This is a genomic window from Sabulicella flocculans (assembly GCF_045449635.1).
Taxonomy (GTDB): Bacteria; Pseudomonadota; Alphaproteobacteria; order Acetobacterales; family Acetobacteraceae; genus Roseococcus.
Window position 1 is genome coordinate 25,474 of the sequence record NZ_JBJJBR010000010.1, and the last position, 26,820, is coordinate 52,293.

General features: G+C 73.5%; 27 protein-coding genes. 14 read left to right on the plus strand and 13 right to left on the minus strand.

Features of this window, described 5'->3' with window-relative positions; translation table 11 throughout:
• Window positions 1-32: 32 nt before the first annotated feature.
• The gene (locus ACI6QG_RS11175; RefSeq protein WP_407024636.1) at window positions 33-449 is read right to left on the minus strand and encodes a PaaI family thioesterase; all 417 of its coding nucleotides are present in this window, start codon (window positions 447-449) and stop codon (window positions 33-35) included.
• 136 nt (window positions 450-585) lie between these two features.
• Here ACI6QG_RS11175 and ACI6QG_RS11180 point away from each other — a divergent pair, with 136 nt between their 5' ends.
• Both ACI6QG_RS11180 and ACI6QG_RS11185 read left to right on the plus strand, forming a co-directional pair.
• Window positions 586-1,173 (plus strand): 3-keto-disaccharide hydrolase, encoded by a 588-nt coding sequence (locus tag ACI6QG_RS11180; protein ID WP_407024637.1) that lies wholly within the window; start codon window positions 586-588, stop codon window positions 1,171-1,173.
• A complete protein-coding gene (locus ACI6QG_RS11185; RefSeq protein ID WP_407024638.1) occupies window positions 1,170-2,003 on the plus strand; it encodes a GNAT family N-acetyltransferase in 834 nt (277 codons plus the stop codon). Before ACI6QG_RS11180 ends, ACI6QG_RS11185 begins: the two co-directional genes overlap by 4 nt.
• Before the next feature lie 95 nt (window positions 2,004-2,098).
• Here ACI6QG_RS11185 and uvrB read toward each other — a convergent pair whose 3' ends face one another.
• On the minus strand, window positions 2,099-4,300 hold the full coding sequence (gene uvrB / locus ACI6QG_RS11190) for an excinuclease ABC subunit UvrB (RefSeq protein WP_407024639.1): 2,202 nt from the start codon (window positions 4,298-4,300) through the stop codon (window positions 2,099-2,101).
• Window positions 4,301-4,332: 32 nt separating this feature from the next.
• Complete coding sequence (ypfJ, locus tag ACI6QG_RS11195; RefSeq protein WP_407024640.1) at window positions 4,333-5,211, minus strand: KPN_02809 family neutral zinc metallopeptidase; 879 nt, start codon at window positions 5,209-5,211, stop codon at window positions 4,333-4,335.
• Between the two features lie 102 nt (window positions 5,212-5,313).
• On the opposite strand from ypfJ, the gene ACI6QG_RS11200 reads away from it, so the two are divergent.
• Both ACI6QG_RS11200 and lexA read left to right on the plus strand, forming a co-directional pair.
• Complete coding sequence (locus ACI6QG_RS11200) at window positions 5,314-5,553, plus strand: hypothetical protein (protein ID WP_407024641.1); 240 nt, start codon at window positions 5,314-5,316, stop codon at window positions 5,551-5,553.
• A 124-nt stretch (window positions 5,554-5,677) separates the two neighbouring features.
• On the plus strand, window positions 5,678-6,340 hold the full coding sequence (gene lexA / locus ACI6QG_RS11205) for a transcriptional repressor LexA (RefSeq protein WP_491630732.1): 663 nt from the start codon (window positions 5,678-5,680) through the stop codon (window positions 6,338-6,340).
• A 16-nt stretch (window positions 6,341-6,356) separates the two neighbouring features.
• On the opposite strand, the gene ACI6QG_RS11210 is transcribed toward lexA, so the two are convergent.
• Together ACI6QG_RS11210 and ACI6QG_RS11215 are read right to left on the minus strand one after the other, a co-directional pair.
• The gene (locus ACI6QG_RS11210) at window positions 6,357-7,220 is read right to left on the minus strand and encodes an NAD(P)H-hydrate dehydratase (protein WP_407024643.1); all 864 of its coding nucleotides are present in this window, start codon (window positions 7,218-7,220) and stop codon (window positions 6,357-6,359) included.
• Window positions 7,217-7,960, minus strand: coding sequence for a histidine phosphatase family protein (locus tag ACI6QG_RS11215; protein ID WP_407024721.1), 744 nt, complete (start codon window positions 7,958-7,960; stop codon window positions 7,217-7,219). Before ACI6QG_RS11215 ends, ACI6QG_RS11210 begins: the two co-directional genes overlap by 4 nt.
• 78 nt (window positions 7,961-8,038) lie before the next feature.
• Between ACI6QG_RS11215 and ACI6QG_RS11220 the strand changes: the two genes are divergently transcribed.
• Genes ACI6QG_RS11220 through ACI6QG_RS11240 form a run of 5 tightly spaced genes read left to right on the plus strand, consistent with a single transcriptional unit; the run spans window position 8,039 to window position 12,592 of the window.
• A complete protein-coding gene (locus ACI6QG_RS11220; RefSeq protein ID WP_407024644.1) occupies window positions 8,039-8,533 on the plus strand; it encodes a (2Fe-2S)-binding protein in 495 nt (164 codons plus the stop codon).
• Complete coding sequence (locus ACI6QG_RS11225) at window positions 8,530-9,540, plus strand: FAD binding domain-containing protein (protein ID WP_407024645.1); 1,011 nt, start codon at window positions 8,530-8,532, stop codon at window positions 9,538-9,540. The genes ACI6QG_RS11220 and ACI6QG_RS11225 overlap by 4 nt, the downstream gene beginning before the upstream one ends.
• Window positions 9,540-11,789, plus strand: a complete 2,250-nt coding sequence (locus tag ACI6QG_RS11230; protein ID WP_407024646.1) for a xanthine dehydrogenase family protein molybdopterin-binding subunit — start codon at window positions 9,540-9,542, stop codon at window positions 11,787-11,789. The genes ACI6QG_RS11225 and ACI6QG_RS11230 overlap by 1 nt, the downstream gene beginning before the upstream one ends.
• Window positions 11,786-12,088, plus strand: a complete 303-nt coding sequence (locus tag ACI6QG_RS11235; protein WP_407024647.1) for a hypothetical protein — start codon at window positions 11,786-11,788, stop codon at window positions 12,086-12,088. The genes ACI6QG_RS11230 and ACI6QG_RS11235 overlap by 4 nt, the downstream gene beginning before the upstream one ends.
• Window positions 12,089-12,136: 48 nt before the next feature.
• Complete coding sequence (locus ACI6QG_RS11240) at window positions 12,137-12,592, plus strand: MaoC family dehydratase (RefSeq protein ID WP_407024648.1); 456 nt, start codon at window positions 12,137-12,139, stop codon at window positions 12,590-12,592.
• Here the strand turns inward: ACI6QG_RS11240 and ACI6QG_RS11245 are convergent.
• The 7 genes from ACI6QG_RS11245 to ACI6QG_RS11275 form a co-directional block, all read right to left on the minus strand.
• Window positions 12,583-13,917 carry an LLM class flavin-dependent oxidoreductase gene (locus tag ACI6QG_RS11245; RefSeq protein WP_407024649.1) on the minus strand — a complete coding sequence of 445 codons (1,335 nt, stop codon included), beginning with the start codon at window positions 13,915-13,917 and terminating at the stop codon, window positions 12,583-12,585. The two genes, ACI6QG_RS11240 and ACI6QG_RS11245, sit on opposite strands and share 10 nt — an antisense overlap.
• 23 nt (window positions 13,918-13,940) lie before the next feature.
• Complete coding sequence (locus tag ACI6QG_RS11250) at window positions 13,941-14,780, minus strand: CheR family methyltransferase (RefSeq protein ID WP_407024650.1); 840 nt, start codon at window positions 14,778-14,780, stop codon at window positions 13,941-13,943.
• Complete coding sequence (cheB, locus tag ACI6QG_RS11255) at window positions 14,777-15,829, minus strand: chemotaxis-specific protein-glutamate methyltransferase CheB (protein WP_407024651.1); 1,053 nt, start codon at window positions 15,827-15,829, stop codon at window positions 14,777-14,779. The genes ACI6QG_RS11250 and cheB overlap by 4 nt, the downstream gene beginning before the upstream one ends.
• Complete coding sequence (locus ACI6QG_RS11260; RefSeq protein ID WP_407024652.1) at window positions 15,826-16,194, minus strand: response regulator; 369 nt, start codon at window positions 16,192-16,194, stop codon at window positions 15,826-15,828. The genes cheB and ACI6QG_RS11260 overlap by 4 nt, the downstream gene beginning before the upstream one ends.
• Window positions 16,191-16,682: a chemotaxis protein CheW gene (locus ACI6QG_RS11265; RefSeq protein WP_491630730.1), complete on the minus strand. Its 492-nt coding sequence runs from the start codon at window positions 16,680-16,682 to the stop codon at window positions 16,191-16,193. Before ACI6QG_RS11265 ends, ACI6QG_RS11260 begins: the two co-directional genes overlap by 4 nt.
• Before the next feature lie 13 nt (window positions 16,683-16,695).
• Entirely contained in the window at window positions 16,696-19,167 is a 2,472-nt protein-coding gene (locus tag ACI6QG_RS11270; RefSeq protein ID WP_407024653.1) for a hybrid sensor histidine kinase/response regulator, read from the minus strand.
• A gap of 71 nt (window positions 19,168-19,238) precedes the next feature.
• The gene (locus ACI6QG_RS11275) at window positions 19,239-19,841 is read right to left on the minus strand and encodes a histidine phosphotransferase family protein (protein ID WP_407024654.1); all 603 of its coding nucleotides are present in this window, start codon (window positions 19,839-19,841) and stop codon (window positions 19,239-19,241) included.
• 139 nt (window positions 19,842-19,980) lie between these two features.
• Here ACI6QG_RS11275 and ACI6QG_RS11280 point away from each other — a divergent pair, with 139 nt between their 5' ends.
• Both ACI6QG_RS11280 and ACI6QG_RS11285 read left to right on the plus strand, forming a co-directional pair.
• Window positions 19,981-20,148, plus strand: a complete 168-nt coding sequence (locus ACI6QG_RS11280) for a DUF3553 domain-containing protein (RefSeq protein WP_407024655.1) — start codon at window positions 19,981-19,983, stop codon at window positions 20,146-20,148.
• Complete coding sequence (locus tag ACI6QG_RS11285) at window positions 20,145-20,879, plus strand: sulfite exporter TauE/SafE family protein (protein WP_407024656.1); 735 nt, start codon at window positions 20,145-20,147, stop codon at window positions 20,877-20,879. The genes ACI6QG_RS11280 and ACI6QG_RS11285 overlap by 4 nt, the downstream gene beginning before the upstream one ends.
• Before the next feature lies 1 nt (window position 20,880).
• On the opposite strand, the gene hpnH is transcribed toward ACI6QG_RS11285, so the two are convergent.
• Entirely contained in the window at window positions 20,881-22,059 is a 1,179-nt protein-coding gene (gene hpnH / locus ACI6QG_RS11290; protein WP_407024657.1) for an adenosyl-hopene transferase HpnH, read from the minus strand.
• A 165-nt stretch (window positions 22,060-22,224) separates the two neighbouring features.
• On the opposite strand from hpnH, the gene ACI6QG_RS11295 reads away from it, so the two are divergent.
• From ACI6QG_RS11295 to ACI6QG_RS11305, 3 genes are read left to right on the plus strand one after another with little or no spacing between them, the layout of a single operon-like run.
• The gene (locus ACI6QG_RS11295) at window positions 22,225-22,611 is read left to right on the plus strand and encodes a copper resistance CopC family protein (protein WP_407024658.1); all 387 of its coding nucleotides are present in this window, start codon (window positions 22,225-22,227) and stop codon (window positions 22,609-22,611) included.
• Window positions 22,611-24,281: a CopD family protein gene (locus ACI6QG_RS11300; RefSeq protein ID WP_407024659.1), complete on the plus strand. Its 1,671-nt coding sequence runs from the start codon at window positions 22,611-22,613 to the stop codon at window positions 24,279-24,281. The genes ACI6QG_RS11295 and ACI6QG_RS11300 overlap by 1 nt, the downstream gene beginning before the upstream one ends.
• Entirely contained in the window at window positions 24,271-26,811 is a 2,541-nt protein-coding gene (locus tag ACI6QG_RS11305) for an MMPL family transporter (RefSeq protein ID WP_407024660.1), read from the plus strand. The genes ACI6QG_RS11300 and ACI6QG_RS11305 overlap by 11 nt, the downstream gene beginning before the upstream one ends.
• The last annotated feature ends 9 nt before the right edge of the window (window positions 26,812-26,820 follow it).

Genomic DNA, 26,820 nt, shown 5'->3' on the forward strand with positions numbered 1-26,820 from the left:
TCAAGCCGGGCGCTCTTGCTCGGTCGCGCCCGTCAAGCCGGGCGCTCCGGCCTCACCCATCCTGTCGTCACGTGCACGCAGGGTTTGTCGGCCTCGCCGGCGCGGGTGATGACCACCTCGCCGAACAGGGAGCGACCGCTGCCCTTGATGATGCGCGCCTCGGCGATGATCGGCCCCGGGCCGCAGGGGCGCAGGAAGGCGATGTTCATGCTGGCGGTCAGGCTCTCGTCGCGCCCCTCGGTGAGGGAGAGCAGCGCCGCCCACATCGCCACGTCGGCCAGGCCCATGATGGCCGGGCCGCTGACGGTGTTGCCGGGCCGCAGCAGCCGCTCGGCGAAGGGCAGTTCCAGCCGCGCCGTGCCGCCGGCGGCGTGCAGCACGCGAACCCCCCATTCGCCCGCCAGCGGCACACCGCGATGGATGATGCGCTCATACTCCGCAGGCGCCACGCGCGTGCCTCCCCCGATGTGCCGACGCGATGTTTGCACGCCGAACCGCCAGCGGCCTACCGTGCCCGGGGCGCGCATCCGCAGCCGGCGCTTGCGCCGGCGCAGGCGGGAACGACGCGCCCCAGGGAGGACCAAGATGCTTCACCGACGCAGCCTGCTGCTGGCACTCGCCGCCACACCCGCCTTCGCCCAGGGCGGCGCCTGGACGCCCCTGTTCAACGGCCGCGACATGGAGGGCTTCACCCCCGTCGGCAACGCCAACTGGCGCGTCGAGGATGGCGCCCTGGTGGCCGACCGCGGCACCGGCTTCCTGATGACCACGCGCTCCTTCAGCGATTTCGACCTGCGGACGGAGGTCTTCCTCGATCCGCGCACCAACAGCGGCATCTTCATCCGCATCAGCGACCCCGCGCGCATCGGGTCCGCCACCTCCTACGAGATCAACCTGTGGGATGAGCGGCCGGAGCAGCGCTACGGCACCGGCGCCATCGTGGACGTCGCCGCGGTGGACCCGATGCCGCGCGCCGGCGGCCGCTGGAACACGCTGGAGATCAGCGCGCGCGGCGAGGTGATGTCCGTCACCCTCAACGGCCAGCGCACGGTGGACGGCGCCCGCCACGCCCGCTTCCGCGACGGGCCGCTGGCCTTGCAGCATGCCGCCGGCGTCAACAACGACGACAGCGGCGTGATCCGCTTCCGCCGGCTGGAGATCCGCCTGCCGTGACCCCCATCCGCCCCATGTCCCGCGCCGAGCTGGAGATGGTGCTGGACTGGGCCGCGGCCGAGGGCTGGAATCCCGGCCGCAGCGACGCCGCCTGCTTCCACGCCGCCGACCCCGACGGCTTCCTGCTCGCCGAGCACGGCGGCCGCCCCGTCGCCGCCATCGCCGCCGTGCGGGGCGGGGAGGGGCAGGGCTTCATCGGCCTCTACATCGCCGTGCCCGGCGCGCGCGGGCAGGGGCATGGCATGGCGGCGTGGCGGGCGGGCATGGCGCGGCTGGAGGGGCGTTGCATCGGGCTGGATGGCGTGGTGGCGCAGCAGGCGAACTACCGCAGGTCCGGCTTCGCCTTCGCCTGGAACAATGCCCGCTACCAAGCCTCGGCGCCGCGCCTGCCGGCGGTGGGGCACCGCACGGAGCCCGCCCGCTTCGACGACGCCCTGGCGGCCTTCGACGCGGCGCATTGCGGCCACCAGCGCCCGGCCTTCCTGCGCGCCTGGTTGGATGCCCCTGGCCACGTCGCCCTGGTGACGCGCGACGCAACGGGCGCGCTGACCGGCTTCGGCGCGCTGCGCCCCTGCCGGGAAGGCAGCAAGCTTGGCCCGCTGTTCGCCCGTGGCCCCGAGGAGGCGCGCGCCCTGTTCGGGGCGCTGGCCGCCCGCCGGCCGCCCGGCCCGCTGGTGCTGGACGTGCCCGAGGACCACGCCGCCGCCGTGGCCCTGGCGCAGGAGGCCGGGATGGCCAAGGTGTTCGAGACGGCGCGCATGTACACCGGCCCGCCCCCGGCCATGCGGCGGCAAGGCATCTTCGGCATCACCAGCTTCGAACTGGGATAGCGCTTAGCGCACGATCCGCTTTGATGGAATCATCAAAGCGGTGAGTCGTCCTCTCAGCAAAGGCTAGATCATGATCCGCGTTTGCGGATCATGATCTAGTGCAGGCTGGCGCCGCGCCGGCCACGTCCCTTGCCCTTGGGCTCGTAGCCGCCGCCGCCGGGGCCGAGCGGCTTGGGCTTCCAGTCCTTCTTCTTGGTCGGCGCGCGCGGCGTCACCTCCTGCAGCGAACGCCCGGCCTCGTTGGGCGCGATGATGCCCAGCTCCATCGCCTCCAGCCGCTTGATCTCGTCGCGCAGGCGGGCGGCGGTCTCGAACTCCAGGTCGGCGGCGGCGGCGCGCATCTTCTTTTCCAGGTCGTTGATGGCGGCGCGCAGGTCCTTGCCGACGAAGTTGGCGGTGGCGTCGCCTTCCGACGCCTCGACGGTGACGTAGTCGCCCTGCGTCACGTCCTTCAGCACGTCGGCGATCTCGCGCCGGATGGTGGTGGGGGTGATGCCGTGCTCGGCGTTCCAGGCCAGCTGCTTGTTGCGCCGGCGCTCCGTCTCCTCCAGCGCCGCCTTCAGGCTGTCGGTCATGCGGTCGGCGTAGAGCACCACGCGCCCCTCGGCGTTGCGCGCGGCGCGGCCGATGGTCTGGATCAGCGAGGTGCGGGAGCGCAGGAAGCCCTCCTTGTCCGCGTCCAGGATGGCGACCAGCGAGCATTCGGGGATGTCCAGCCCCTCGCGCAGCAGGTTGATGCCCACCAGCGCGTCGAAGACGCCGCGCCGCAGGTCGCGGATGATCTCGATGCGCTCCAGCGTGTCCACGTCGCTGTGCAGGTAGCGCACCTTCACCCCCATCTCCGTGAGGTATTCGGTGAGCTGCTCCGCCATCTTCTTGGTGAGCGTGGTGATCAGCACACGGCCGCCCTTGGCCGCCTGCGCCTTGCACTCGGCCAGCAGGTCATCCACCTGGCCCTCCACCGGCCGGATCTCGCAGACCGGGTCCACCAGGCCGGTGGGGCGGATCACCTGCTCGGCGAAGATGCCCTGGGTGCGCTCCATCTCCCACGGGCCCGGGGTGGCGCTCACGAAGACGGTCTGCGGGCGGAAGGCGTCCCACTCCTCGAACTTCAGCGGGCGGTTGTCGGTGCAGGAGGGCAGGCGGAAGCCGTGCTCGCTCAGCACGATCTTGCGGTTGTAGTCGCCGCGGAACATGCCGCCGATCTGCGGCACCGTCACGTGGCTCTCGTCCACCACCAGCAGCGCGCCCTCGGGCAGGTACTCGAACAGGGTGGGCGGCGGCTCGCCCGGGTTCCGGCCGGACAGGTAGCGCGAGTAGTTCTCGATTCCCTTGCAGACGCCCGTCGTCTCCATCATCTCGATGTCGAACTGCGTGCGCTGCTCCAGCCGCTGCGCCTCCAGCAGCTTGCCCTCGGCCTCCAGCTCCCGCAGGCGTTCCTTCAGCTCCTCCTTGATGCGCAGGATGGCCTGGTTCAGCGTCGGGCGCGGCGTGACGTAGTGGCTGTTGGCGTAGATGGAGATGCGGTCGAAGGCGCCGGCGATCTCGCCGGTCAGCGGGTCGAACTCGCGCAGGTCCTCGATCTCGTCCCCGAACAGGGAGATGCGCCAGGCGCGGTCCTCCAGCTGGGCGGGCCAGATGTCCACGCTTTCGCCGCGGATGCGGAAGCAGCCGCGGGCGAAGGCGGCGTCGTTGCGACGGTATTGCTGCTCCACCAGCCCCTTCACCAGCGCCTCGCGCGGCAGCGTCCCGCCGCGCTCCAGCTTCACCACCATCTTGGAGTAGGTCTCGACCGAGCCGATGCCGTAGATGCAGGAGACGGAGGCGACGATGATGACGTCGCGCCGCTCCAGCAGCGCCTGGGTGGCGCCGTGGCGCATCCGGTCGATCTGCTCGTTGATCTGGGAGTCCTTCTCGATGTAGGTGTCCGTGCGCGGGACGTAGGCCTCCGGCTGGTAGTAGTCGTAGTAGGAGACGAAGTATTCCACCGCGTTGTTGGGGAAGAAGGACTTCATCTCCCCGTACAATTGCGCCGCCAGGGTCTTGTTCGGCGCCAGGATCAGCGTCGGGCGCTGCACCGCCTCGATCACCTTGGCCATGGTGTAGGTCTTGCCCGAGCCGGTGACGCCGAGCAGCACCTGGTCACGCTCGTTCTGCCGCAGCCCGCTGATCAGCTCCTCGATGGCGCGCGGCTGGTCCCCGTTGGGCGCGAAGGGCGAGACGACCTCCAGCCGCGGCCCGTGCTCGGGAATCGGGCGGCGGACCGGGGTGAACAGGACGGGGGCCAGCATGTTCATGGCAACGGATATGGAACATCAGCGCCCGGAAATCACCCCCGGAAGGTGTCGCAGGCCGCGACGCCTTCCGCCTGCAGGCCGCGGCGGAACCAGGTGACGCGCTGCTGGGCGCTGCCATGGGTGAAGCTTTCGGGCCGCACCGCGCCGTGGCCGGCCTGGATGCGGTCGTCGCCCACGGCGGCCGCGGCGGCCAGGCCTTCCTCGATGTCGCCGCGCTCCAGGATGCCGCGCATCTCCTGCGCGCGCTGCGCCCAGAAGCCGGCCATGCAGTCCGCCATCAGCTCGGTGCGGACGGAGATGGCGTTGGCCTCGGACCGCGCGCCGGCCTGCTGCTGCGCCCGCTGGGTGGCCGGCAGCACGCCCAGCAGGTTCTGGACGTGGTGCCCCACCTCGTGCGCGATGACATAGGCCTGCGCGAAGTCGCCCGGCGCGCCGAGGCGGCGCTGCAGCTGGGCCATGAAGTCGAGGTCGATGTACACGCGCCGGTCCAGCGGGCAGTAGAAAGGCCCCATCTGCGCCTGCGCCGTGCCGCAGCCCGACTGCACCGCGCCGGAGAACAGCACCAGCCGCGGCGGCTCGTAGGTACGGCCGGCGCGCTGGAACTCGCGGGTCCAGACATCCTCCGTCGAGGCCAGCACGCGCGAGACGAAGCGCGCGCCCTCGTCATCCGCCGCCGGGCGCTGCGCCGGCGCCTGTGCCTGCTGCTGCGCTGGCGGCGCGCCGCCATCCAGCTGGTTCAGCACCACGCCCGGGTCCACGCCCAGGAACATGGCGATCAGCGCGATCACCACCACGCCGATGCCGCCGCCGGCGATGCCGCCCCGGCCGATCGGGAAGCCGCCGCGCCCGAAGCCACCCTGGCCGCGCCGGTCTTCCACATACTGGCTCTCGCGCTCGTCATCCATCCGCATGGCCGGCCCTCCACCCTGTCCCTGCCGCGAACGCGCGCGCCGGGCTTCCGTTTGCGTCAGCGTGGCACCGGATGATATGCGCCGCCAAGCAAGGACGCGACGATGCCCGAGGATGTGGACCCCGACGACCTGTTCGTGACGGACGACGCCTACGCCGCCGGGCGCAAGGCCTTCGCCGACGGCGCGAGCGTGCTGGAGAACCCGATGGCCCAGACCGGGGACTGGGGCAAGGCGTGGTTCGCCGGCTGGCTGGACGGCCTCGCCGACGCGGTGACAGGGCAGGACCGCGGCCGGGCCGCGTTCGCCCGCCTGCTGCGCAAGGATCGCGCGGAGCCGTTCTGAGCCGGGAAAAATAGAACGCCCTGACAACTTTCTGTTGACCGGCATGGGGGAACCTACCTAGAACATAAGGCGATTCGATGGGGAACCCCCGCCCATGCTCACGCGCAAGCAGCACGAGCTGCTCATGTTCATCCACAAGCACTTCACCGCGACGGGCTTCTGCCCTTCCTTCGAGGAGATGCGCGCCGCGCTCGACCTCAAGAGCAAGTCCGGCATCCACCGCCTGATCACCGCGCTGGAGGAGCGGGGCTTCCTGCGTCGCCGCGCCCACCGCGCCCGCGCGCTGGAGGTGGTCCGCCTGCCCGAGGAGCTGACGCGCCCGCCGCGCGCCGAGGTCACGCAGCTGGACGCCGTGCGTGCCCGGCGCGCCGCCACGCAGCCCTCCATCCCGGTGCGGCCCGGCCACGGCGCCCTGCCGCTGATGGGCCGCATCGCCGCCGGCACGCCGATCGAGGCGCTGCGCAACCCCACCGAGATGGTGGAGGTCCCGGCCGACCTGATGGTGGGTGGCGAGCACTACGCGCTGGAAGTCGCGGGCGACTCCATGATGGAGGCCGGCATCCTGGACGGCGACATCGTGGTGATCCGCCAGGGCGACACCGCCGACAACGGCGCCATCGTGGTGGCGCTGATCGACGACAACGAGGTGACGCTGAAGCGCCTTCGCCAGCGCGGCAACGCCGTGGCGCTGGAGCCGGCCAACCAGGCCTATGAGACGCGCATCTTCGCCGCCGGCCGCGTGAAGGTGCAGGGCCGGCTGGTCGGCCTGATCCGCAAGTACCACTGAAGGCGGGCGGCCGCTTTCAGCCGGCCGCCGCCAGCAGCGCGGGGAACTGCCCCGGCAGCTCCCGCGCCAGGAAGCCGGGCGGCCCCAGCGCCCGCCCGGCCTGGGCGTGCAGCCACACCCCCCAGCCCGCCGCCACCAGCGGCGGGGCGCCGCGCGCCAGCAGGCCGGTGATGGCGCCGGCCAGCACGTCGCCGCTGCCCGAGGTCGCCAGCCCCACCCCGCCGCCTTCCACCATCAATGCGGCACCTTGCGGCGTCACCACCTGGCTGTGCTGGCCCTTCACCACCACCACCGCCTGGAAGCGCCGCGCCGCCCGGCGCCCGGCGTCCAGCGGATCTTCCTCCACCTCGGCGCGGCGGATGCCCAGCATCTGCGCCATCTCGCCGGCATGGGGCGTCAGCACCAGCCGGCCGCCGTGGCGGCCGATGCTGTCCGGCTCCAGCCCGCAGATCGCCGCGGCGTCCAGCAGGAAGGCGACGGGGCGGCGCACCCCGCGCAGCAGCGCCCGCGCCAGGGCGCCGGCCTCCTCCGGGTCCATCATGCCGGGGCCGAAGCCCACTGCGTCCACCCGCGCCGCCAGCTCCTCCAGCCGGGGCGCGGCTGCCGGGCCGATGCCGCCCTCCGCCGTTTCCGGAAGGGCGACGACGCGCGCTTCCGGCAGGCGCAGCGCCAGGCCGGGCGCCACGGCGGCCGCGGTGGCCACCTGAAGCTTGCCCGCACCGGCGCGCAGCGCCGCCTCGGCCGCCAGCAGGATGCCGCCCGGCACCTCGCGGCAGCCGCCGGCCAGCAGGACGCGGCCGCGCGAATCCTTGTCGGTCGCCGCCTCCATCGGGGGCAGGGGGTTGGCGCGCAGCCACGCTTCGTCCAGCACGTCGGTCATCGCGCCCCCGTCACCCGCTCGGGTTCCGCCGTCACCGGGGTGCCTTCCTCGCGCAGCGGCGCCACCCAGTTGGCCCGGTGCAGCACCAGCCCGCCATGCGGGCCCGCCGCCGGGTCCAGCCGGTACTCCGTCACGCCGCAATTCGGCACGTCGCCGGCGCGGTCCACTGCCAGCACCTGTTCCTCGTCCATGCGCTCCAGCAGGTAGCGCATGCACAGCACGACCACCTGGTGCGCCACCACCAGCACGCGCTCCCCGGCGTGGTGCAGCACGATGGTGTCCAGCGCCGAGCGCAGCCGCAGGATGACGTCGCACCAGGACTCGCCGCCCGGCGGCCGGTGGTAGAACTTGCCCAGGATGCCGCGCAGCTCCGCCTGGTCCGGGTGCATGGCTTCGATGCCGGCGCGGGTCAGTCGGTCCAGGATGCCGAACTCCTTCTCGCGCAGGCGCTCGTCCACGCAGACCGGCACGTCCAGCCCCGCGGCGTCGCGCAGGATCTCGGCCGAGCGCCGGGCGCGCAGGTAGGGCGAGCACAGGATGACCTCCGGCGCCTGCGCCCGGAACCAATGGCCCAGCGCCGCCGCCTGGCGCTCGCCGAGGGGGGAGAGCGGCACGTCCACGTCCCGCCCGCCGGTTTCGATCACGTGCGCGCCCGCGGCGTCCGCGGCGTCGCGCGCCACGTTGCCCAGGCTCTCGCCATGCCGGACCACCCAGAGCCGCTCGGGCCAGCGCTGCGCCATCGCCACCTTCCCATGAAGCGCAACGCCAACGCGCCGCCCCGGCCCCGCGTTGCCCGGCGGACCCCAAGGGAGGCCCCCATGCCCGACGACCTGTCCCCGCGCGGCCCCGAGACGCTCGCGGTCACGCTGACCGTGAATGGCGAGGCGCGGCGGCTGCGCCTGCAGCCCTGGACCACGCTGCTCGATGCCCTGCGCGACCATCTCGGCCTCACCGGCTCCAAGAAGGGGTGCGACCACGGGCAATGCGGGGCCTGCACCGTCCTTCTCGACGGCAAGCGGGTGAATTCCTGCCTGGTGCTGGCCGCCAGCAAGGAGGGCAGCGAGGTCCGCACCGTGGAGGGCCTCGCCGCGCTGGACGGCACGCTGCACCCGCTGCAGCAGGCCTTCATCACCCATGACGCCTTCCAGTGCGGCTACTGCACGCCCGGCCAGCTCTGCTCCGGCGTGGCGCTGCTGGAGGAGGGGCACACGAGGAGCGAAGCCGAGATCCGCGAGTGGATGAGCGGCAACATCTGCCGCTGCGGCGCCTATCCCAACATCGTCGCCGCCATCCAGGAGGCCGCTTCCCGATGAGGCCCTTCAGCTTCTCCCGCCCCGAGGCGCCGGCGCTGGCCATCGCCGCCAAGACGGCGCAGGCGCGCTTCCTGGCCGGCGGCACCAACCTGGTGGACCTGATGAAGTACGACGTCGAGCGGCCGCCGGCCCTGCTCGACCTCGGCCGCATCGAGGCGCTGCGCGAGATCACCGAGAGCGGCGGCACGCTGCGGATCGGCGCGCTGGCCACCAATGCCGACACCGCCGCGCACCCGCTGGTGCAGCGCCACGCCCCGCTGCTGGCCGACGCCATCCTGGCCGGCGCCACGCCGCAGCTGCGCAACATGGCGACGACCGGCGGCAACCTGCTGCAACGCACGCGCTGCCATTACTTCTATGACCGGCAGACGCCCTGCAACAAGCGCGAGCCCGGCACCGGCTGCCCGGCGATCGGCGGGGTGAACCGCATCCACGCCATCCTCGGCGCCTCCTCCTCCTGCATCGCCACCCACCCCTCCGACATGTGCGTGGCGCTGGCGGCGCTGGAGGCGGTGGTGGTGGTGCAGGGGCCGGAAGGCGAACGCCGCATCCCCATGGCCGGGTTCCACCGCCTGCCCGGCGACGAGCCCTGGCGCGACACCACCCTGGGCGAGCGCGAGCTGATCACCGCCGTGGAGATCCCCACCTGGGAGACCGGCGGGCACCGCACCTACCTCAAGCTGCGCGACCGCCTTTCCTACGCCTTCGCGCTGGTGTCGGTGGCGGCGGCGGTGACGCTGGAAGGCGGGCGCATCACCAAGGCGCGCGTCGCGCTGGGTGGCGTCGCCCACAAGCCCTGGCGGGTGGCGGAGGCCGAGGCGCTGCTGGAAGGCCGCGCGCCCGACGAGCCCGCCTTCGCCGCGGCGGCGGAACGCCTGCTGCACGGCGCGCAGGGCCAGGGCGAGAACGACTTCAAGGTCGAGCTGGCGCGCCGCGCCATCCCGCGCGCCCTGCACCAGGCGGCGGCCGGCACGCCGCAATCCCATGTCGAGAAGGCGATCAGCTGATGCTGCACGACCCCGTCATCGGCACGCCGCGCGACCGCGTGGACGGCCCCGCCAAGGTCACCGGCGCGGCGCGCTACGTGGCCGACTTCGCCGCCGGAACCCCCATCCTGCAGGCCCATGCCCTGGGCAGCGCCATCGCGCGCGGCCGCATCCGCGCCATCCGCACGGAGGCCGCCGAGGCGGTGCCCGGCGTGGTGGCGGTGTTCACGCACGAGAACCGGCCCTCCGCCGCCTTCCGCGGCAGCGCCTACCAGGACCAGGTGGCGCCGCCCGGCCAGCCGCTGCGGCCGCTCCATGACGACCGCATCCTGCACAGTGGCCAGGCCATCGCGCTGGTGGTGGCCGAGACCTACGAGGCCGCGCGCTTCGCCGCCAACCTCATCGAGGTTTCCTACGCCGAGGAGCCCTGCCACACCGACCTGGCGGCGCGGCTGGACAGGGCGCGGCACCCTTCCAAGAAGCGGTCCGGCACCAGCCCACCCCCCGCGCCCAAGGGCGATGCCGACGCGGCGCTGGCATCGGCGCCGGTTCGGATGCAGGCGCGCTACGTCCACGGCGCCGAGCACCACAACGCCATGGAGCCGCACGCCACCACCGTGATCGTCGAAGAAGGCGGCAAGCTGCTGATCCACGACAAGATCCAGGGCGTCACCAACACGCAGGAATACGTGTGCAGCGTGTTCGGCCTGAAGAAGGACGACGTGCGCGTGGTCACGCCCTTCCTGGGCGGCGGCTTCGGCTCCGGGCTGCGGCCGCACCACCAGTGCTTCCTGGCGGTGATGGCGGCGCTCGCGCTCGGGCGCTCGGTGAAGCTGGTGCTGCCGCGCGACCAGCAATGGTCCATCGGCCACCGGCCCGAGACGGTGCTGGACATGGCGCTGGGCGCCAGGCCGGACGGCACCTTGCTGGCCATCAAGCAGGAGGCGATCGCCGCCACCTCCTCCTACGAGGAATACCAGGAAACGGTGGTGAACTGGGTGAACCTGCTCTACCCGGCGCCCCACGTGAAGCTGGACCACCGCTTCGTCCACCTGGACATCGAGACGCCGCTGGACATGCGCGCCCCCGGCGCCCCCACCGGCCTGTTCGCCGCCGAATCCGCCATGGACGAGCTGGCGGAGAAGCTGGGCATGTGCCCGCTGGCGCTGCGCCTGCGCAACCACGCCGACACCGACGAGAGCAGCGGCAAGCACCACACATCCAAGGAGCTGCTGGCGGCCTACCAGCTCGCCGCCGCGCGCTTCGGCTGGGCCGGCCGCCCGCTGGCGCCGCGCATGATGAGGCAGGGGCGGGAGCTGGTCGGCTGGGGCATGGCCACCGGCGCCTGGGAAGCGCAGATGCAGAAGCACCAGGCCCGGGTGCTGCTGGACGCCGAGGGGAACGCCACGGTCGGCGTCGCCACCGGCGACCTGGGCACCGGCACCTACACCATCCTGGCGCAGATCGCCGCCGAGGAGCTGGGCCTGCCCATGGAGCGCGTCACCGTGCTGCTGGGCGATTCCTCCTTGCCCTACGCCCCTGTGTCCGGCGGGTCCTGGACCGCGGCCTCCGCCGGCTCGGCGGTGGCCGATGCCTGCGCCCGGCTGAAGGCGGAGCTGCTGCGCCTGGCCCAGGCGCAGGGCGAGCTGCTCGGCGCCTCGCTGGAGGATGTGCGCTTCGCCGGCGGCCGCGTGGCGCGCTGGAGCGACGCCGGGCGCGCCCTGCCGCTGGGCGGGGTGATGCGCGCCGCCGGCCGCGACCGGCTGGTGGCCGATGGCAAGGCCGGGCCGGACATGATGACGCAGCTGCGCTACTCCTCCCACGCCCATGCCGCGGTCTTCGCCGAGGTGAGGGTGGACGAGGAGCTGGGCCAGGTGCGCGTCACCCGCGTGGTGCAGGCGGTGGCGGCTGGGCGCATCCTCAACCCCAAGACCGCGCGCTCGCAGATCATCGGCGGCACCGTCTGGGGCATCGGCATGGCGCTGCATGAGGAAAGCCAGGCCGACCACCGGCTGGGGCGCTGGATGAACCACAACCTCGCGGAATATCATGTGCCCGCCAACGCGGACGTGGAGGGCATCGAGGTGATCTTCGTGGAGGAGCGCGACCGGCTGACCAGCCCCATCGGGGTGAAGGGCCTGGGCGAGATCGGCATCTGCGGCACGCCGGCGGCCATCGGCAACGCCATCTGGCACGCCACCGGCCGGCGCATGCGCGAGCTGCCGATGACGATCGAGCGCGTGCTGGGCCTGAAGGCGCCGCGCGCATGAGGGCCTGGCTGGCGGCCCTGCTGCTGGCGCCGCTGCCGGCGCTGGGGCAGGGGGCGCAATGCTGGATCCCCTATGCGGGCTTCGAGGAGAAGGTGCCGCACCTCGACCTCGACCGCTGCCCGGATGACGACCCGAAGCCGGAGGAGGGGTTCTGCCGCGTCATGGTCCAGGGCAACGACATCTACATCTACGCCTTCCGCCATGACGCCGCCGCCGGCGGGCCCTGCCTGGTGCGGGTGGACCGCATGCCCTTCAACGACTGGGTGCGCGCGCGCGGCGTGACCAACCCGGCGCGCTGACTGGACGCGCCGTCCCCTCCGGGCGATGCTGCCCGGAGGAGGATTGCCATGCTCGAGATCGCCACGCCCGCCGCCCTGTCCGACTGGGTCGGCAAGAAGCTGGGCACCAGCGAATGGTTCACCGTGGACCAGAAGACCATCGACCTCTTCGCCGAGGCGACGGGCGACCACCAGTGGATCCACGTGGATGTCGAGCGCGCGGCGAAGGAGATGCCGGGCGGCAAGACCATCGCCCACGGCTTCCTGACGCTGTCGCTGCTGCCGCGGCTGGCGCCCTCGGTCTATCGCGTCGTCAACCGCTCGCGCGCCATCAACTACGGCACCAACAAGGTGCGCTTCACCGCGATGGTTCCGGCGGGCTCGCGCGTGCGGCTGCACCTGACCTGCAAGGCGGTGGAGCCGATCGCCGGCGGGGTGCGGGTGACGCTGGAGAACGAGATGGAGCTGGAAGGCAGCCCGCGCCCCTGCCTGGTGGCCGAGACGCTGGCCCAGGTCTACGACTGACGGTGCGCGGCGGCCGGGTGCGGCGCCTCCAGGCGCGGCCCGGCGCCCAGCAGCTTTTCCCGCAGCGTGCCGGGGGCATGGGCGGTGCGGAAGGCGCCGCGCCCCTGCAATTCCGGCACCAGCAGCTCCACCGCATCCGTCCAGCACTCGGGCACCACGGTGCGCGACAGATTGAAGCCGTCCGCCCCCGTCTCGGCCAGGAAGGCGACCAGCGCGTCCGCCACCTCCGAGGCGCTGCCGACCAGCGGCACCTGCCGGCTGCCCAGGATGAAGCGCTCCACCAAGCCGCGCTTGGTCAGCGTGCCGCCGCCCGCCGCCGTCATCGCCGCCACGTTGCTCTGGATGGCGTTGCCCGGGCCCTGGGTGATCGGCTCATCCCAGTCGAAGCGGCTGAAGTCGATGCCCAGCGAGGCCGCGGCATGGGCCAGCGCGCCCTCCGTGCTGGCATGCGCGCGGTAGTCGGCCAGCTTCTCCTGCGCCTCGGCGGCGGTGCGGCCCAGCACGGGCGTGACGCCCACCAGCACGCGGATGCGCCGCGGCGCCGCCGCCGCGCGCAGCGCCGCCACCTGCTTCGCCACGGCCGGCGCCGGCCCGCCATTGAGGAACACCACCTCGGCATGGCGGCCGGCGAAGCGCTGCCCGCGCGCGCTGGCCCCCGCTTGGTAAAGCACCGGCGTGCGCTGGGGCGAGGGCGCGCAGAGGTGACGCGCCTCCAGCCGGAACTGCGGGCCTTCGTGCCGCACCTTCCGCACCTTCGCGGGGTCGGCGTAGAGGCCGGCGGCGCGGTCCGCGCGCACCGCGTCGTCGTCCCAGCCGCCTTCCCACAGGGCATAGGCGGCCTCCATGTACTCGTCGGCCATGTCGTAGCGGTCGTCATGCGCCATCTGCCGGACGAGGCCCATGGCACGGGCCGCGCTGTCGAGGTAGCCGGTGACGATGTTCCAGCCGATGCGGCCTTCCGTCAGGTGGTCCAGCGTGCTCATCCGCCGGGCGAACAGGTAGGGCGCCTCGTAGGACAGGTTGGCGGTGACGCCGAAGCCCAGGTGGGTGGTGGCCGCCGCCATGGCCGGCACCAGCATGGCGGGGTCCAGCAGCGGCACCTGCACGGCGTTGCGGATGGCGGCGCCGGCGTCGCCCCCCAGCACGTCGTAGATGCCCAACACGTCGGCCAGGAAGATGCCGTCGAACAGCCCGCGCTCCAGCAGGCGGGCGGTTTCCGTCCAGTAGGCGAGGCGGTGGTAGTCCACCGAGCGGTCGCGCGGGTGGGTCCACATCCCCTGCTGGATGTGTCCCACGCAGGCCATGTCAAAGGCGTTGAGAATCATGGCGGCAGGATGCGCGCAGCCCCTCACGCCCGCAAGCTCGCGCCCTCCTCGCCCAGGGCGTAGACGCCGCGTTCGCCGGGCAGGGGGGTCAGGCGGGTGGCCATGCCCATCGCCGTCTCCGCCGCGCCGAGATAGAGGGCGCCATCCGGGTTCAGCCGTTCGGCCAGCGCCGCCAGCACGCGGGCCTTGGTCGGCACGTCGAAGTAGATCAGCACGTTGCGGCAGAAGATGACGTCGAAGCGGCCCACGGCGCGCAGGTCGCCCAGCAGGTTCAGCTTTTCGAACCGGCAGCGCGCGGCGATGTCCGGGTTGACGCGCCAGCGCGTCCCGTCCTGCGAGAAGCGCTTCATCAGCGTGCGGATGGGCAGGCCGCGCTGCACCTCGAACTGGGTGAAGACGCCGGCGCGCGCGCGCTCCAGCACCGCGGCGGTGATGTCGGTGCCGATGATCTCCACCCGCCGCGCGGCGAAGGAGGCGTCGGCCTCGGCCAGTTCGCTCGCCAGGATGGAGATGGAATAGGCTTCCTGCCCGGTGGAGCAGGCCGCCGACCACACCCGCAGCGGCTGGCCCGCCGGGCGCGCCCGGTGCAGGGCGGGCAGCAGCGCGCGGAGGTGCTCGAAGGGGCGGCCATCGCGGAAGAAGCTGCTCTCGTTGGTGGTCAGGAGTTCCGTCATCTCCTGCGCCAATGACTCGCTGCCGGGGCGCTGCAGGCGCTGCGCCAGCGCGTCCAGCCCGGGCAGCCCCTCACGCTTCAGCAGCGGCGCCAAGCGAGTTTCCAGCATGTAGCCCTGGTCGGGGTTGATCACACCGCCCGAGCGCTGCTTGACCATGCCCACCAGGGCCTGGAAGGTGGCCGGCGTCATCGCGCCACCCCCACCCGCAGCGCCAGAGCCTCGCCCAGCGCGTCGGGCGTGCCCTGCTCGCTCGCCAGCCCCGCACGGGCCACCGCGCCGGGCATGCCCCAGACGACGCTGGAGGCCTCGTCCTGCGCCCAGACCGCGCCGCCGGCCTGCGCCACCGCGCGGCAGCCCAGCAGCCCGTCCGAGCCCATGCCGGTGAGGATCACCGCCTGCACCAGCGCCCCGCAGGCCGCCACGGCCGAGCGAAGGGTAGGGTCCACCGCCGGGCGGCAGAAATTCTCCGGCGCTGCGTCGGAGAGTTCCGTCACCAGGCGCTCGCCCTCCTGGCGGACCAGCAGGTGGCGGTCGCCCGGGGCGAGCACGCCCATGCCGGGACGCAGCACCTCGCCGCCCTTGGCCTCCGCGATGCGGGGGCCGCCGAGCGTGTCCAGGTGTTGGGCCAGCATGGCGGTGAAGCCGGGCGGCATGTGCTGGACCAGCACCAGCGGCACCGCCAGGTTGCGCGGCAGGCGCCGCACCAGCGCCGCCAGCGCTTGCGGCCCGCCGGTGGAGGAACCCAGGCACAGCAGCCGGGGCGGGGCGCCCGCCGGGGCGCGCACGGCGATGCGCGGCGTAGCACCCGGCGCCGCCTTCACCCGCGCCCAGCCCTTGACCTTGGCCAGCAATTCGTTGCGGAAGCCGGGATCGGAGACGCCGCCGGCCGCCGCCGCCGGCTTGGGCACGTAGTCCGAGGCGCCGGCGCGCATCGCCGCCATGGTGGCCGCCGCGCCCTTCTGCGTCAGCGCCGAGGCGACGATGACGATGGGCCGCGGCTCCCGCTTCAGGATCAGCGGCAGCGCCGTCATGCCGTCCATCACCGGCATCTCCAGGTCCAGCAGCACCACCTGGGCGCGCCGGGCGGGCGGCGCCGCCTCCAGCGCGCGCAGGGCCTCCTGGCCGTTGCCGACGCGGGCGACGACCTCGATGCCCGGGTCGCCCTCCAGCACGCGGCCCAGCAGGGTGCGGACGGTGGCGCTGTCGTCGCACAGCATCACGCGCAGCGGCGCGCTCATGCGAAGCCCACCTGGGCCAGCTTGTCCATCAGGATCGCCTCGTCGAAGGGCTTCATCACGTATTCGTCCGCCCCGGCCTCCAGCCCTTCCAGGATGCGGTCCTGCGCGGCCTCGGTGGTGCACATCACCACCACGGGCTGGGGGGCGGGCTGGGCGCGCAGCGCCTTCAGGAAGCCGATGCCGTCCAGCACCGGCATGTTACGGTCCAGCAGGATCAGGTCCGGGCGCGCCTCGGCGCAGCTGGCCAGGGCCGCGCGGCCGTCCTCCGCCTCGCGCACCGCGAAGCCGTGCTTCTCCAGCATGCGGCGCGCCACCTTGCGCACCACGCCGCTGTCATCCACCACCAGCACCGTGCGTGCGGTCATTGGGCGATCGCCAGCAGGCGCTCCACGTCCAGCAGCACCAGCAGGTCATCGCCCAGCCGGTGCACGCCCAGGCTGACCTGCTTCCACGCCTCGTCCAGGGTGGGCGGGTTGGGGGCGCGCTCCTCCTCGTCCAGCGAGAGCACGTCGCCCACCCCGTCCGCCAGCAGGGAATAGAGCTCTCCGCCCACCTCCACCACCACGCTCATCGCCGGGGTGCCGGCTTCGCGCGGGGGCAGGCCCAGCCGCGGGCGCAGGTCGATGGCGGTGACGATGCGCCCGCGCAGGTTCAGGCTGCCCGCGACCTCCGGCGGGGCCAGGGGGATGCGGGTGATGGATTGCAGCCCCAGCACGTCGCGCACCGCCAGCACCGGCACGCCGCAGAGCTGCCCGCGCACCGTCAGCGTCAGCACCATCCGGGCCGCGTCATCCGCCGGCCCGGCCCCGGCCGGGGCGCCCGTGGCCCCGTGCATCGCCGCCTGCATCGTCATCCTTCCCTTCCCCTCAGCCCGCCAGGGCCAGGCATTGACGCAGGCTGCCCAGCAGCGCGTCCTTGTCGAACTTGGCCACGAAGTCGCTGAAGCCGGACTCGCGGCCGCGCTCCACGTCCGGCGGCGCCGCGTTGCCCGACAGCGCGATCATCGGCAGCTCGGCCCAGATGCCGCCCTCGCGCACCGCGCGGGCCAGCCCGTGGCCGTCCAGGCCGGGCATGTGGATGTCGCTGACGATGACGTCGAAGCGCTCGCCCGCCTCGCGCAGGCGCAGGGCATCCCGCCCGTCGGCCACCGTCACCACGTCGAAGCCCGCCGCGGTGATGGCCGGCACGGCCAGCGAGCGGAAGAAGGCGCTGTCCTCCACCATCAGCACGCGTGGCCGGGGGCCGGCGGCGGCATTCTGGCCGAACCAGTCCGGCTGCGCCTGGCGCAGCCAGAAGGCGGTGTCCAGGATGTCGGTAACCTTGCCGGCCAGCACGGCAGAGCCAAGGAAGCCCGGGCGCGCGCCGGCGGCGTCGATGGACAGCGCCTCCTCCATCACGTCCAGGATCTCGTCCACCATCAGGCCCATGGCGCGCTCGTCCTCGCCGAACACCAGCACGGGCTGGCGCTGCCCGGCCTCGCGCGGCAGCACGCCGGGCAGGGAGAGCAAGGGCATCAGCCGGCCGCGATACTGCGTCACCAGCCCGTCGCCCGCCTGCTCGACGCGCTCCACCGGCAGGTCCTCCAGCCGCGCCACCAGGCCCAGCGGCACCGCGCGCGGCGCGCCGTCCCCGGCCTTGAACAGCAGCATGGCGGTGCGCCGCCCGTCGCGCGCCGCCGGCGGGGCGGCCGCGGCCTCCGCCGCGCTTTCCACGCCCAGGCCAGAGGCGCGGGCGATGCCGCCCGGGTCCAGGATCATGATGACGGAGCCGTCGCCCAGGATGGTGTTGCCGCTGAACATGGTGATGTGGCGCAGGATGGGCGCCACCGGCTTCACCACGATCTCCTCCGTGTCGAAGACGCGGTCCACCACGATGCCGAACAGCTGGCTGCCGACCTGGGTGACCACCACGAAGCCCTGCGCGTTCTCCGCCGGCAGGCCGTCCTCCAGGCGCAGCAGGCGCTTCAGCGAGACCAGCGGCAGCAGCCGGTCGCGCAGGCGCAGGATGGCGGCGTCCTTGATGCGCTCGACGCGCGGCCCCTCGCCCTCGCCCACCCGCACCAGCTCCAGCACGCCGGCCTGCGGGATGGCGAAGCGCTCGCCGCCCGCCTCCACGATCAGCGCGGCGGCGATGGCCAGCGTCAGCGGGATCTTGATGGTGAAGGTGGTGCCCTTGCCCTCGCGGGAGCGCAGGTCCACCAGCCCGCCGATGCGCTCGATGTTGGTCTTGACCACGTCCATGCCCACGCCGCGGCCGGAGACGGAGGTGACCTCGGCCGCGGTGGAGAAGCCGGCGCGGAAGATGAAGCGGTGGATCTCGTGCTCGCCCATCCCGGCCAGCTCGGCCTCCGTGGCCAGGCCCTGGGCCAGCACCTTCTGGCGGATGCGGTCGGTGTTCAGGCCGCGCCCGTCATCGCCGATCTCCAGCACGATGTGCCCGCCCTCGTGGAAGGCGTTGAGCAGGATGCGCCCGGTTTCGGGCTTGCCGGCGGCGCGGCGCTGCTCCGGCGACTCCAGCCCGTGGTCGGCGCTGTTGCGGACCATGTGGGTCAGGGGGTCCTTGATGAGCTCCAGCACCTGCCGGTCCAGCTCGGTCTCGGCGCCGCGCATCTCCAGCGTGATGCGCTTGCCCAGCTCGTTCGTCAGGTCCCGCACCAGGCGCGGCAGCTTGCTCCAGGCGTTGCCGATCGGCTGCATGCGCGTCTTCATCACGCCGTCCTGCAGGTCGCTCGTGATCTGCGAAAGGCGCTGCAGCGGCACGGCGAAGGCCGCGTTCTCCTCCGCCCGCGCGAGCTGCAGCAGTTGGTTGCGGGTCAGCACCAGCTCGCTCACCAGCACCATCAGCTCCTCCAGCACCTCCACCGCCACGCGGATGGATTGCGGCGCGCCCGGGCCGGTGCCTTCGGCGGCGGGCGCGGCCTCGGCGGCGGGGGCCTCGGCGGGGGCGGCCGGGGCGGGGGCCTCGCCCCGGGAGGTCGCCTCCAGCGCGGCCTTCAGGGGCGCGTCGTCGCCCTCGGGCTCGCTGCCCGAGGCCTCCAGCCCCTCGACGATGGCGCGGATGCGGTCCAGCGCAGACAGGATGGTGGTGATGCCCGCCGGCGTGACGCCCAGGCTGCCGTCCCGCCACAGGCCCAGCACGTTCTCCGCCGCGTGGGCGACGCCTTCCAGCCGGCCCAGTCCCAGGAAGCCGCAGGTGCCCTTGATGGTGTGGACGATGCGGAAGATCTCGCCCAGCACCTGCCGGTCGGCCGGGTTGCGCTCGAGCTGGAGGAGCGCGCCGTCCAGGCTCTGCAGCCCCTCGCGCGTCTCGGTCAGGAAGTCCACCAGCAGGTCGTCCATGCAGCGCGTCTCCGGCAGGGGTCGGTATGGGCGGCCAGGATGCGGGGGCCGGCTGAAGAAACCGTGAAGCCTCAGGCCGGCGCGGCGATGCGCAGCGCCGGCGCGCCGCCATCCGCGCCCAGCAGGAAGGCCACGTCGCGGAACTCCGCGCGCGCCAGGCTCCAGACCCAGGGCGACAGCACCCAGCGCGGCCCCTCCGCCAGGATGGCGTCCATGGAGTCGCCGGCCACCAGGCGCAACAGCGCCTCCGGCCACACCTGGTCGCGCCCCTCGGCGCGCAGCAGGAAGGCGCCGTCCTCGTGCGCCAGCCGCACCTCCCCCCCGCGCGGCAGCGACTCGGCGGCCAGCAGCGCCGCGGCCAGCACCAGCCGGCCGGTGGCGGCGCCCAGGTGGCGCGGGCCGGGGCCGAAGGCGAAGCGCACGCGATGCGCCATGGGCGCGCCGCGCAGCGCCTCCGCCAAATCGTCCCAGGCGAGGTCGTCGCCGCCGCCGAAGCACAGGCAGAACAGGCGGTGGCGCTGGCGCAGCTCCACCGCCGTCTCGCTCAGCAGGGCGTGGGCCGCGGGCTCGGCCGCCTGGGGCATGATGGCGGTGAGCGTGGACAGCGGCGAGCCGATGTCGTGGCACAGGCGGGCGGCCACCAGCTCGGCCAGGCGGATCTCGGGGGTCTTCATGCGTCGCTTCCCTGTTCGGTGGCCTTCCGGGCCGCGCCGTCCCGCGCAATGATTGGCCGTGCACAGTGCAGGCCGCGGTGCAGGCAGCATGGCGGCGGAAACTTGCCTTTTCCTTGCCGCCGCCTGGGGAGGGCAGGGATTGACCGATTACGAGCCGGGCCAGCGCGTCCGCCACCCGCAGCGGCCCGAATGGGGGCTGGGGCAGGTGCAGTCCGTCACCGGCACGCGGGTGACGGTGAACTTCGAGAACGCCGGCAAGGTGCTGATCAACGCCGCCCTAGTGACGCTGGACATCGTGGACGCATGACGGAGCTGCTGGGCGACTGGCGCCTGTGGGCCGCCCTGGGCGCCACCTTCCTGGCCGGTGTGCTGCGCGGCTACTCGGGCTTCGGCACCGCCATCCTGCTGGCGCCGGTGTATTCCGTGCTGTGGGGGCCGCGCGTGGGCGTGCCGGTGATGCTGCTGCTGGAGTTCTTCGTTTCCATGCAGCTGCTGCCCCGCGCCGCCCGCGAGGCCGACCGGCGGCTGATCCTGCCCATGGGCGGCGCGGCCACCCTGGCGGTGCCGCTGGGCGCGGTGATCCTGCTGACGGCCGACCCGGAGGCGCTGCGCCGCTTCATCGGCGGCTTCGTCATCGTCTTCGGGCTGCTGCTGGTGTCGGGCTGGCGCTACCACGGCACGCGGCCGCTGGGGCTGAACCTGGCGGTGGGCGCTGCATCCGGCCTGCTGAAGGGCGCGACGGGCATGAGCGGCCCGCCGGTCATCCTCTACCTGCTGGCGGGGCCGGAAGCGGTGGCGCGGCACCGCGCCAACCTCATCCTGTATTTCGGCATCATCTCCGTGGTCAGCATCCTCGGGCCGCTGTGGGGCGGGCTGCTGACGCAGGCGGTGTTCTGGAAGCTGCTGCTGGCGCTGCCGGCGCTGCTGCTGGGGGTGCAGCTGGGCGCGCGGCTGTTCCACGTGGTGCCGGTGCGCTTCTACAAGCCCTTCGCCACCGCCGCCCTGCTGGCGGCGGGCGCGGTGGCGCTGCTGGCCTGAGCTACTCGGCGGCCGCCTGCGGGGCGGTGGCGCCGTGCTTGGCGCCCTTTTTCCGCTCATGCGCCATCTCGCCCATCGCCTTCTGCACATGGGCGCTGAACACGTATTCCGCCGGGCGCTGCTTCGACAGGTCCACCTCCGGCGCCATCGGGCCCTCGGTGCGCGGGCCGCGCAGCTGGGCGGCCACCGCCTTCCAGGGCTTGCTGATGGCGTCCATCGCCGCCGTCGCCTCGAAGCCGCTATGGACCATGCAGTCGGCGCATTTCTCGTAGTTGCCGACGCCGTACTTGTCCCAGTCGGTGGTTTCCATCAGCTCCTGGAAGGTCGCGGCGTAGCCCTCGCCCAGCAGGTAGCAGGGGCGCTGCCAGCCGAAGATGTTGCGCGTGGGGTTGCCCCAGGGCGTGCAGGCATAGGTCTGGTTGCCGGCCAGGAAGTCCAGGAACAGGGGCGAGTTGCCCATGCGCCACTTCGTCTTCCTCGGCCCTTGGGCGGTGTTGCGGCGGAAGATGTCGCGGAACAGGCTCTTGGTCGCCTGCCGGTTCAGGAAGTGCTTCTGGTCCGGCGCGCGCTCATAGGCGTAGCCGGGGCTGAGCATGATGTTGTCCACGCCCATCGCCGTCACGTCGTCGAAGAACTTCGCCGTGCGCCCGGGGTCGGCGTTGTTGAACAGGGTGCAGTTGATGGCGGTGCGGAAGCCCTTGTCCTTCGCCAGCTTCAGCGCGGCCACGGCGCGGTCGTAGACGCCCTCCTGGCTCACCGCCCAGTCGTGCTGGGCGCGGTCGCCATCCAGGTGGATGTCCCAGATGAAGCGCGGGTGGGGCTTGTAGGCCTCGATGCGCTTCTCCAGCAGCAGGGCGTTGGTGCAAAGGATGACGATGCGCCCCTGCGCCAGCAGCCCCTCCACCACCTGCGGCATCTCCTTGTGCAGCAGCGGCTCGCCGCCGGCGATCGCCACCACGGGGGCGCCGCATTCCTCCGCCGCGCCCAGGCAGTCCTCCACGGACAGGCGCTTGTTGAGGATGGCGTCGGGGTAGTCGATCTTGCCGCAGCCGGCGCAGGCCAGGTTGCAGCGGAACAGCGGCTCCAGCATCAGCACCAGCGGGAAGCGCTTGCGCCCCAGCAGCTTCTGCTTGACCACGTAGGCCGCCACCTGCGCCTGCTGGGAGAGGGGAATGCCCATTCCGTTCCGGTTCCGTCCAAAGCCCGCGTTGCCCCAGCCCTAGCACGGCCCAAGTCCGGGCGCACCACTCGGGATGCCGCGCCCGGGCACATGGCGGGGCGGAGGCCGGCGCATGACGCCCGCGGCGGGTGGACGCGGCGGCGGGGGCGCGCCTAGTGTCCGCCCATGATTCCCCGCCGCCTCGCCCTCGCCGCGCCGGCCCTCCTCCTGGCCGGGCCGGTCCGCGCCCATGCCCTGGTCACCGGCTCCGTCCCCGCCGCCAATGCCCGGCTGGCGGCGGCGCCGTCCGAGGCGCGGGTGCGCTTCAACTCCCGCGTGGACCTCGCGCGCTCCCAGCTGCTGCTGGCCCCGGTGCGCGACGGCGCCGGCGGCACGGCGGACGAGCGCGCGCTGGACCTGCTGCCCGGCACCCCGGACACCGAGCTGCGCGCCGCCCTGCCGCCGCTGGCCCCCGGCCGCTGGCGGCTGCGCTGGCAGGTGCTGGCGCTGGACGGCCACATCACCCGCGGCGACATCCCCTTCGCCGTCACCGGCCAGCGGGCGCCCGGCTGATGGAACTGTTCTTCGACCTCTACGGCTTCCTGTCGGTGGTGCTGAAGGCCGGGGCGCTCGCCGCGCGCTCGGCGCTGGTGGGCTCGGCGCTGGCGCTGGTGCTGGTGCTGGCCCCGGTGGAGCGGGTGCTGCCCGCGGCGCAGGCGGCGCTGGCGCGCGGCATCGGCCACCGGGTGCTGCTGTGGTCCGGGGTGTGGACGCTGGCCTTCACCCTGCTGTCGGTGCTGCTGGGTGTGGTGGCGCTGGTCGGCACGCTGGAGGTGTCGGTCCCCTCCGCGCTGGGCGCGGGCTTCGTGCTGTCCGGCGCGGGGGTGGTGGCCGGGGCACTGGGGCTGATGGCGCTGGCGCCGCGCGGCGAGGTTTCGGCCCGGCGGGGCTGGGCGCTGGTGGCGCTGGCGCTGCTCACCGTCGCCGCCGCGACGTCGGGCGCGCATGCCATGGCCCGGCCCGAGGGGCGCTGGTGGCTGCTGCTCGCCACCTTCGCGCACCAGCTGGGCGCGGCGCTGTGGCTGGGCGGGCTGCCGGTGCTGCTGCTGGCGCTGCGCGCCGCCTGGCCGGCCTCCGTCGCGCAGGCGGTCGGGGCGCGCTATTCCGGGCAGGCGGCGGCGGGGGTGGGGCTGATCCTGCTGGGGCTGCTGGGCTACTGGGCCGGCTACATCCAGGCGCCCGACGCGCTGTACGGCACCGCCTACGGCGCCATGGCCGCCACCAAGGGCAGCCTGACCCTGTTCCTGCTGCTGCTGGGCGCGGCCAACTGGTGGCTGCTGCACCGCATGGCCCGGGCCGGCGACCCCGCCGCCTGGCTGCCGCGCCTGCGCCGCTTCGTGGAGTGCGAAATCATCGCGGGCATCGCCGTGTTCGGCATCGCCGCCTCGCTCACCTCCGTGCCCCCCTCGGTGGACCTGCCGGAAGACCGCGCCGCCTGGGCCGAGGTGGTGGAGCGGTTCACCCCCGCCTGGCCGCGCCTGGCCAGCCCCGACCATGCCGAGCTGGGCATCCCCGCCCTGCAATCCCGCCTGGACGAGGAATGGCGCCAGCGCCAGGAAGGCGCGCGCCCGCAGGCCTTCATCCCCGGCGAGGGCTTCCTGCCGCCGCGCAACGCCGGCGACCTGGCCTGGAGCGAATACAACCACCACATGGCCGGCTTCGTGGTGCTGCTGGTGGGCGTCGCCGCGCTGCTGGACCGCACCGGGCGGGTGCCGCTGGCGCGCCACTGGCCGCTGCTGTTCCTGCTGCTGGCCGCCTTCCTGTTACTGCGCTCGGATCCCGAGGCGTGGCCGATGGGCGCCATCTCCCTCGGCGAGTCGCTGCGCGACCCGGAGGTGCTGCAGCACAAGCTGCTGTCCCTGCTGGTGGTGGTGTTCGCCGTCTCCGAATGGTTCGTGCGGCTGCGCGGCAAGACCTCGGCGGCGGCCTACGTCTTCCCGCTGGCCATGGTGCTGGGCGGCTTCCTGCTGCTGACGCACACCCACGCCATCGCCAACATCAAGGAGGCGCTGCTGGTGGAGCTGTCGCACCTGCCGCTGGGCGTGCTGGCGGTGGTGGCCGGCTGCGCCCGCTGGGTGGAGCTGCGCGGCGCCGGCTCGCGCGAGGCGCGCTGGGCCGGCTGGGTGTGGCCGCTGTGCATGGTCGGCATCGCCATGCTGCTCATCTTCTACCGTGAGGCCTGATCCCGCGGCCGCGCTGGGCGGAGTGGTCTCCGCCCTGGTGGGCCGCTCCGTCCGCCGGCCCTGGACGGTGGTGCTGCTCTCGCTCGCCGTCACCCTCGCGGCCCTCTGGCTGGCGCTGACGCGCTTCGCGCTGGACAGCGACGTCACCCGCCTGTTCCCGCAGGACCTGCCCTGGCGCGTGGCGGAGCGCCAGATGGAGGCGGCCTTCCCCCAGCGCACCGACCTGATCCTGGTGGTGCTGGACGCCCCCGACGCCGCCGCGGCCGAGGCCGGCGCCGAGGCGCTGGCGCAGGCGCTGCGCGCGCGCCCCGGGCTGTTCCGCAGCGTCCGCCGGCCGGATGGCGGGCCGTTCTGGCGCACCCACGGCCTGCTCTACCTGGAAGAAGCGGAAGTAGAGGCGGTGACCGCGCGGCTGGTGGAGGCGCAGCCCTGGCTGGCCACGGTGGCCGCCGACCCCTCCCTGCGCGGCCTGGCCGAGCTGCTGCGGCTGATGCGCGAAGGCGTGGCGCGCGGCGAGGTGGCGGAGGCGCGGGTGCGGCCGGTGCTGGACGCCGCCGCAACCGCGGCCGCCGCCGCCCTGCAGGGCCGGGTGCAGCCGCCGGACTGGCAGGCGCTGCTGACCGGCCGCGCCCCGCGCCCGGCGGAGCTGCGCCGCCTGGTCCTCGTGCAGCCGGCGCTGGACTACGGCCAGCTGGAATCCGGCGCCGGCGCCACCGCGACCATCCGCGCCGAAGCCGCGCGGCTGGGCCTCGCGGTGCGGCTGACCGGCCCGGTGCCCATGGCCGACGAGGAATTCGCCACCGTGGCCGCCGGCGCGGTGGAGAACACCGTGCTGTCCTTCGTCCTGGTGGGCGTGCTGCTGTGGATGGCGCTGCGCTCCTGGCGGCTGATCTGGCCGCTGCTGGTGCTGGTGGTGGCGGGGCTGCTGTGGACGGCGGCCTTCGGCATCCTGGCGGTGGGGCCGTTCAACCCGCTGTCCATCGCCTTCGCCGTGCTGTTCATCGGCATCGGGGTGGATTTCGGCATCCAGTATTCCGTGCAGTACCGGGCGGAGAACGCCGCGCTGCGCGCCACCGTGCCGGCGCTGGAGCAGGCGGCGCGCGTCGCCGGGCCGGGCATGACCCTGGCGGCGCTGGCCGTCGCCGGCTCCTTCCTCGCCTTCCTGCCCACCGAGTACCGTGGCGTGGCGGAGCTGGGCCTGATCGCCGGCGTGGGGATGCTGATCGGCTGGTGGCTGGCGATGACGCTGCTGCCGGCGCTGATGGTGCTGGCCCGCCCGCGCGCCGAGGCGCGCGAGGTCGGCTATCCCGCGCTGCGCCACGTGGACGGCTTCCTGGCGCGCCACGCGCGCGGCGTGGCGGCGGCGGCGCTGCTGGTGGCCATCGCCTGCACCGCGGCGCTGGGCTGGCTGCGCTTCGACACCAACCCCATCAACCTGCGCGACCCCGACGCGGAATCGGTGGCCACCTGGCGCGACTTGGCGCGCGACCCCGACACCAACCCCGACACGCTGGACGTGCTGGCGCCCGGCCTGCCCGCCGCGCAGGCCCTGGCCACCCGCCTCGCCGCCCTGCCCGAGGTGGCGCGCGCCACCACGCTGGCCGATTTCGTGCCGGAGGGGCAGGCGGCCAAGCTGGCGCTGATCGAGGACGCGGCGATGCTGCTGGCGCCCTCCTTCGCCGCCGCGCCGCTGCCGCCGCCGGACGACGCTGCGGTGGCGGCGGCGCTGCGGCGCGCCGGCTTCACCGCCCTGGCGGAGGGCAGCGCGGCGCAGCGCGCCCGCTTCGCCCAGGCCATGCTGCCCGGCCTGTCCGCCACGCTGGCCCACGCGCGGGACCTGCTGGCGGCCGGCCCGGTGACGCTGGACACCCTGCCGGACGAACTGCGCGCCGACTGGCTGGCCGCCGATGGCCGCGCCCGCGTGGAGGTCGCGCCGCAGCCGGACCTGCCGGGCGACGCCACGGCGCGGCAGCGCGCCTTCGCCCGCGCGGTGCAGGAGGTGGCACCGGGCGCGACCGGGCTGGCCACGTCATCCCTGGCGTCCTCCGCCACCATCGAGCGCGCCTTCGTGGTGTCCGGCGCGCTGGCCGCCGCCTTCGTGCTGGCGCTGCTGTGGGCCATGCTGCGCTCGCTGCGGCTGGCGCTGCTGGCGCTGGCGCCGCTGGCCCTGGCGGGGCTGCTGACGCTGGCCACCTGCGCGCTGCTGGGGCCGGACCTGAACCTGGCCAACATCATCGCGCTGCCGCTGCTGTTCGGGCAGGGCGTCGCCTACGACATCTACTTCGTCGCCGCCTGGAAGGACGGGCAGCGGAACCTGCTGGCCAGCCCGCTGAACCGGGCGGTCATCTACTCGGCGGTCACCAACGCCGCCGCCTTCGGCGCGCTGGCGATCAGCCCGCACCCGGGCACCGCCTCCATGGGGGTGGTGCTGTCGGTCTCCCTGGGATGGTCGCTGCTGTGCGTGATGCTGGTGATGCCGCCGCTGCTGCGGCTGTTCCACGGGGCGGCCGCGCCGGCGCCGCAGGCCTGACCCGGCGCC

Coding starts and splice junctions, on each gene's coding strand:
- ACI6QG_RS11180 (WP_407024637.1), top strand. CDS start 586: ATGCTTCACCGACGCAGCCTGCTGCTGGCACTCGCCGCCACACCCGCC.
- uvrB (WP_407024639.1), bottom strand. CDS start 4,300: ATGAACATGCTGGCCCCCGTCCTGTTCACCCCGGTCCGCCGCCCGATT.
- ypfJ (WP_407024640.1), bottom strand. CDS start 5,211: ATGCGGATGGATGACGAGCGCGAGAGCCAGTATGTGGAAGACCGGCGC.
- ACI6QG_RS11200 (WP_407024641.1), top strand. CDS start 5,314: ATGCCCGAGGATGTGGACCCCGACGACCTGTTCGTGACGGACGACGCC.
- lexA (WP_491630732.1), top strand. CDS start 5,678: ATGTTCATCCACAAGCACTTCACCGCGACGGGCTTCTGCCCTTCCTTC.
- ACI6QG_RS11210 (WP_407024643.1), bottom strand. CDS start 7,220: ATGACCGACGTGCTGGACGAAGCGTGGCTGCGCGCCAACCCCCTGCCC.
- ACI6QG_RS11215 (WP_407024721.1), bottom strand. CDS start 7,960: ATGGCGCAGCGCTGGCCCGAGCGGCTCTGGGTGGTCCGGCATGGCGAG.
- ACI6QG_RS11220 (WP_407024644.1), top strand. CDS start 8,039: ATGCCCGACGACCTGTCCCCGCGCGGCCCCGAGACGCTCGCGGTCACG.
- ACI6QG_RS11225 (WP_407024645.1), top strand. CDS start 8,530: ATGAGGCCCTTCAGCTTCTCCCGCCCCGAGGCGCCGGCGCTGGCCATC.
- ACI6QG_RS11230 (WP_407024646.1), top strand. CDS start 9,540: ATGCTGCACGACCCCGTCATCGGCACGCCGCGCGACCGCGTGGACGGC.
- ACI6QG_RS11235 (WP_407024647.1), top strand. CDS start 11,786: ATGAGGGCCTGGCTGGCGGCCCTGCTGCTGGCGCCGCTGCCGGCGCTG.
- ACI6QG_RS11240 (WP_407024648.1), top strand. CDS start 12,137: ATGCTCGAGATCGCCACGCCCGCCGCCCTGTCCGACTGGGTCGGCAAG.
- ACI6QG_RS11245 (WP_407024649.1), bottom strand. CDS start 13,917: ATGATTCTCAACGCCTTTGACATGGCCTGCGTGGGACACATCCAGCAG.
- ACI6QG_RS11250 (WP_407024650.1), bottom strand. CDS start 14,780: ATGACGCCGGCCACCTTCCAGGCCCTGGTGGGCATGGTCAAGCAGCGC.
- cheB (WP_407024651.1), bottom strand. CDS start 15,829: ATGAGCGCGCCGCTGCGCGTGATGCTGTGCGACGACAGCGCCACCGTC.
- ACI6QG_RS11260 (WP_407024652.1), bottom strand. CDS start 16,194: ATGACCGCACGCACGGTGCTGGTGGTGGATGACAGCGGCGTGGTGCGC.
- ACI6QG_RS11265 (WP_491630730.1), bottom strand. CDS start 16,682: ATGACGATGCAGGCGGCGATGCACGGGGCCACGGGCGCCCCGGCCGGG.
- ACI6QG_RS11270 (WP_407024653.1), bottom strand. CDS start 19,167: ATGGACGACCTGCTGGTGGACTTCCTGACCGAGACGCGCGAGGGGCTG.
- ACI6QG_RS11275 (WP_407024654.1), bottom strand. CDS start 19,841: ATGAAGACCCCCGAGATCCGCCTGGCCGAGCTGGTGGCCGCCCGCCTG.
- ACI6QG_RS11285 (WP_407024656.1), top strand. CDS start 20,145: ATGACGGAGCTGCTGGGCGACTGGCGCCTGTGGGCCGCCCTGGGCGCC.
- hpnH (WP_407024657.1), bottom strand. CDS start 22,059: ATGGGCATTCCCCTCTCCCAGCAGGCGCAGGTGGCGGCCTACGTGGTC.
- ACI6QG_RS11295 (WP_407024658.1), top strand. CDS start 22,225: ATGATTCCCCGCCGCCTCGCCCTCGCCGCGCCGGCCCTCCTCCTGGCC.
- ACI6QG_RS11300 (WP_407024659.1), top strand. CDS start 22,611: ATGGAACTGTTCTTCGACCTCTACGGCTTCCTGTCGGTGGTGCTGAAG.